General features: G+C 60.3%; 1 protein-coding gene and 3 pseudogenes. 3 read left to right on the top strand and 1 reads right to left on the bottom strand.

Annotated features, from left to right (window positions below):
• Nucleotides 1-140: 140 nt before the first annotated feature.
• Together istA and istB are read left to right on the top strand one after the other, a co-directional pair.
• Nucleotides 141-1277, top strand: a pseudogene (istA, locus tag NKJ37_RS31765) (IS21 family transposase); the annotation flags it as partial.
• A 12-nt stretch (nt 1278-1289) separates the two neighbouring features.
• Nucleotides 1290-2045: an IS21-like element helper ATPase IstB gene (istB, locus tag NKJ37_RS31760; protein WP_352776428.1), complete on the top strand. Its 756-nt coding sequence runs from the start codon at nt 1290-1292 to the stop codon at nt 2043-2045.
• Between the two features lie 136 nt (nt 2046-2181).
• On the opposite strand, the pseudogene NKJ37_RS31755 reads toward istB, so the two are convergent.
• A pseudogene (locus NKJ37_RS31755) lies at nt 2182-2884 on the bottom strand (transposase); the annotation flags it as partial.
• 98 nt (nt 2885-2982) lie between these two features.
• Between NKJ37_RS31755 and NKJ37_RS31750 the strand changes: the two are divergent.
• Nucleotides 2983-4086, top strand: a pseudogene (locus tag NKJ37_RS31750) (IS3 family transposase).
• The last annotated feature ends 349 nt before the right edge of the window (nt 4087-4435 follow it).

Genomic DNA, 4435 nt, shown 5'->3' with positions numbered 1-4435 from the left:
AGGCGCAGCCCGATGCCAATTACCCGAGGACCGTCAGCAAGGTCGGCAAGGCTCCCCCGCAGTACCCGGACTCGACGACGAGTGACGACGCACCGTGCCGCATCGGGGGTGGGTAATTACTCGAACAGCGGCTTTCCCCGACGATGCGCCAGGAACACGCCGCCGGTGACAAGGTCTTCGTCGACTATTCCGGCAAGAAGATCCCAATCATCGACCGCAAGACCGGTGAGATCCGCGAGGCGGAGATCTTCGTGGCAGTGCTGGGTGCGTCCAGCTTCACCTATGCCGAAGCAACCTGGACCCAGACACTGCCTGATTGGATTGGTTCACACGTCAGGATGTTTCGTTCTTTTGATGGCGTTCCCCGACTGATCGTCCCCGACAATCTGAAGTCGGGCGTCAGCCGCGCCAGCTTCTACGATCCCGAGATCAATCGCAGCTACGGCATGATGGCATCCCATTATGGCGTCGGCGTTCTTCCGGCACGGCCGCGACGGCCGAAGGACAAATCGAAAGGCGAGAACGGCGTGCGTTTCGTCCAGTCGTGCATTCTGGGGCGGCTGCGCAACCAGACCTTCTTCTCGCTGGCCGAGGCCAATGCCGCCATTCGCCAGGCACTCGATCGCATCAATGATCACGTCATGCGTCGGCTGGGCGTCAGTCGCCGGCAACTGTTTGAGAGCGTCGAGCGTGCTGCGCTCGCAAGCCTTCCGAGCGAAGACTACGAGTTCGCCGAGTGGCGTTTGGCCCGCGTCTCGACGGATTACCACGTCGAGTTCAAGACCTTCTTTTATTCAGTACCGCACAGCCTCATTCGCCAGCAAGTCGACCTTAGAGCAACGGCACGCACCATCGAGATCTTCCACCGCGGCAAGCGCTTTGCCGTCCATCAGCGCCGCTATGGCGGCCCTCGTCATGGGACTGATCCGGATCATATGCCCAGTTCCCACCGGCGATATGCCGAGTGGACGCCGGATCGTTTCCGTCGCTGGGCCGCATCCGTCGGCCCCGAGACGGAAAGCTTGGTTGTCGCAATCCTCGCCAGCCGCCCACATCCTGAACAAGGCTTTCGAACATGCCTGGGTGTCCTGCGCCTGTTTCGCGATGTCACACGCGATCGCGCCGAAGCCGTGTCAGCCCGCGCTGTCGAGATCGGTGGGCTGAACTGCAAGAGCATCGCCTCGCTCATCGCCAATCACAAGGCCGCAAGGCATTCCACCGAACCGACCGCCATCGTCGATCACGCCAATCTGCGTGGCCCTGATTACTTTCATTGAGGAGACACACCAATGCTTATCCATCCGACGATCGACATGCTGCGCGAACTCGGCCTTCATGGCATGGCCACCGCCTTCCAGGAGCTCGACGCACAATCCGAAGCACGCGGCCTCGAGCATGGCGAATGGCTTGCCATGCTGCTCGAGCGCGAGGCCACCATGCACCGCCAGAAGCGTTTCGAAGCCCGCGCCAGGGCTGCAAAACTTGGCCATGACGCACAGATCGAGAATGCCGACTTTCGGGCCGCACGCGGTCTTGACCGCAATCTGTTCATGGCGCTCGCCGGCTGCGACTGGATTCGCAAGCATCACAGTCTTCTCATCACCGGGCCGGCGGGCGTGGGCAAGAGCTGGCTGGCCTGTGCGCTTGGCCACAAAGCTTGCCGAGAGGATTTCTCCGTCGCCTATCACCGCGTTCCCCGGCTGTTTGCAACACTCGCCCTCGCGAGAGGCGACGGACGTTATGGCCGGATCCTCAAGCAACTCGCCAAAACCGACCTTCTCATTCTCGATGACTGGGGACCGGAAAAACTCAATGATGACCAGCGGCGTGATGTGCTTGAGATCATTGAAGACCGCTACGAACGCCGATCGACAATCGTCACCAGTCAGCTGCCCCTGGATCGCTGGTACGAGATCATTGCAAACCCAACCCTGGCCGATGCCATCCTCGACCGCCTCGTTCACAACGCCTATCGCATCGATCTCACCGGTGAAAGCATGCGAAAACAGCGCTCGCCAAGAGCGACCGAAACAGCGCAAGCTTGACCTGAAACGAAACCCAATCCAAACATCAACAAGACCCAGGATCAGACCGAAAAATGGCCGGCTTCAAATCGGAACACCGGCCGGAATGAAATCGGAATGACTGGCGGGCTTCAAATCGGAATCGATGGCCGGCTTCGTCGGAATACGCAGCCAGGCATTCGCGCGTCACATCGTCGACGATGTTGAGTACGCGGAAGCGCCGACCGCAGGCGAACTGATCATGGACGAAATCCAGCGTGCCTGGACCAGGATCGGTGCCTGCGTCCTAACGCTCGGCGCCTAGAGCGTCGCTTGCGCACGGCCAGTCCTTCTTAGCGGTATAGCCGGTAGATGCGGTTGATACCCGGATGCCTCGCGTTCGCGGCTGAGCAGAATGAACAGCCGCCGATAGCCGAAGCGCCGGCGCTCGTTGGCTTAGGTCGCGTAACCTTGTGCGCAGCTCCGTCTCCGGCGGACGCCGGGACCGATAGCGGACCATCTTGCGATCAGCGCCCACAAAGGAACAGGCCCGCCGCTCCGACACGCCCGTGACGGCCTGCGGATGCGCGACGGCTTCGCGCTTGGCGGCGGGCCCTACCATTTTTTGAAAGAAGCTCGCGCAGTGCCGACGCTTCGAGCATCTGGTCGGCGAGCAGCTTCTTCAGCTTCGCGTTCTCGGCTTCCAAGGCTTTCAGCCGTTTGGCATCGGAGACGTCCATCCCGCCATACTTCGCCTTCCAGTTATACAGCGTCGCCTCGGAGATCCCATGCTTGCGCGCCAGGTCGCCCGCCTTTGCTCCCGCCTCACGCTCACGCAGAACCGCGATAATCTGCGCTTCCGTAAACCGCTTTCTCTTCATCAGTCCGTCCCTTCAATCGTGATCTGATCCCCAGAACTGGACCGTTCAGAATTGGAGTTTTCCGCTGTAGTTTCCCGGCTGGGAGAGGAGCGGAAGCGATGAAAGCATCGAAGTTTTCGGACGCGCAGAAGGCGTTCATTCTGAAGCAGGGAGCGGATGGGTTTGCTGTGGCGGAGATCTGCCGGAGGGCCGGGATCAGCCAGGCGACCTATTTCAACTGGAAGAAGAAATATGACGGGCTGCTGCCGACAGAGATGAAGCGGCTGAAGCAGCTCGAGGACGAGAACGGCAAGCTCAGAAAGCTGGTCGCCGACCTGTCGCTGGACAAGGAGATGCTGCAGGACGTGATCCGCCGAAAACTGTGAGGCCTGGTCGCAAACGCGAGCTGGTGGCCGATACCTGTGCTGATTGGAACGTGTCGATCCGGCGAGCGTGCCGTGTTCTGGAGTTCGACACCTCGACCTATCACTACAAGTCCCGCCGGCCGTGACCAGGCCGGCCTCGAAGCTCGGATCAAAGACATCTGCGCGACGCGGGTTCGCTATGGCTAGCGGCGCGTGCACGTGATGCTCACGCGGGAGGGCTGGGACATCAACATGAAGCGGACCTATCGCATTTACAGGGACTTGGGCCTTCAACTGAGGAACAAGACGCCGAAGCGCCGGGTGAAGGCGAAGCTGCGAGACGATCGCCAGCCAGCCGTCGAACCCAACGACGTCTGGGCGATGGACTTCGTTCACGACCAGCTCGCGACGGGCAAGAAGATCCGGGTCCTGACGGTCGTAGATACGTTCTCACGCTACGTGCCGGTGCTCGACCCACGCTTCAGTTACCGAGCCGAGGATGTGGTCAGGATGCTGGAACAGGTCTGCCCCAAGATCGGCTATCCAAAGACGATCCGGGTCGATCAAGGCTCGGAGTTCGTCTCCCGTGACCTCGATCTGTGGGCCTACACCAGGGGCGTCACGCTCGACTTCTCGCGACCGGGAAAGCCAACGGACAACGCTTACATCGAAGCCTTCAACGGCCGCTTCAGGGCGGAATGTTTGAACGCCCACTGGTTCCTGACGCTTGCCGACGCGGCCGAAAAGTTGGAGGATTGGCGCAGATACTACAACGAGGTGCGCCCACATGGCGCAATCGGGCACAAGGTTCCAATCTCGTTGATCAATCCCGATGGCGCCGTCAGCCCGCCATCGTGAAACAGCCGGAAAACTCCACCTTCCGGCGGTCCAAAGAATGGTATCGGATCAATCGAGGCCGGACTCTAATCTCAGATGGAGGAATTACCCGTGGCAGGTCACATGTCAGGATAACCGACCGATCTCGACCATCTCTCGGTCGCCCCACCCTTCCTGGGAAGATGCTGCTGCAGCCGTTTCAAGGCATCGTGCAGTTCGGTAAAAGCGCGCGCCGCTACGTGCGCTGAATTTCGAACGAACCGAGGAGCGCCACTGGAGGAGCACCGGCTAGAGCGTTTCATATTTTGACGGAAGCGTAGCCTGCGTTTTCGAAGTAGTTCTTGCATTCGGCTGCCTCGATGGTTTCGAC

This window comes from Mesorhizobium sp. M0140, from assembly GCF_040322475.1.
In the GTDB taxonomy this organism is placed as follows: Bacteria; Pseudomonadota; Alphaproteobacteria; order Rhizobiales; family Rhizobiaceae; genus Mesorhizobium.
The sequence above is the reverse complement of the archived record's forward strand: the minus strand, read 5'-3'. Positions and strand labels throughout refer to the sequence as shown.

Coding starts and splice junctions, on each gene's coding strand:
- istB (WP_352776428.1), top strand. CDS start 1,290: ATGCTTATCCATCCGACGATCGACATGCTGCGCGAACTCGGCCTTCAT.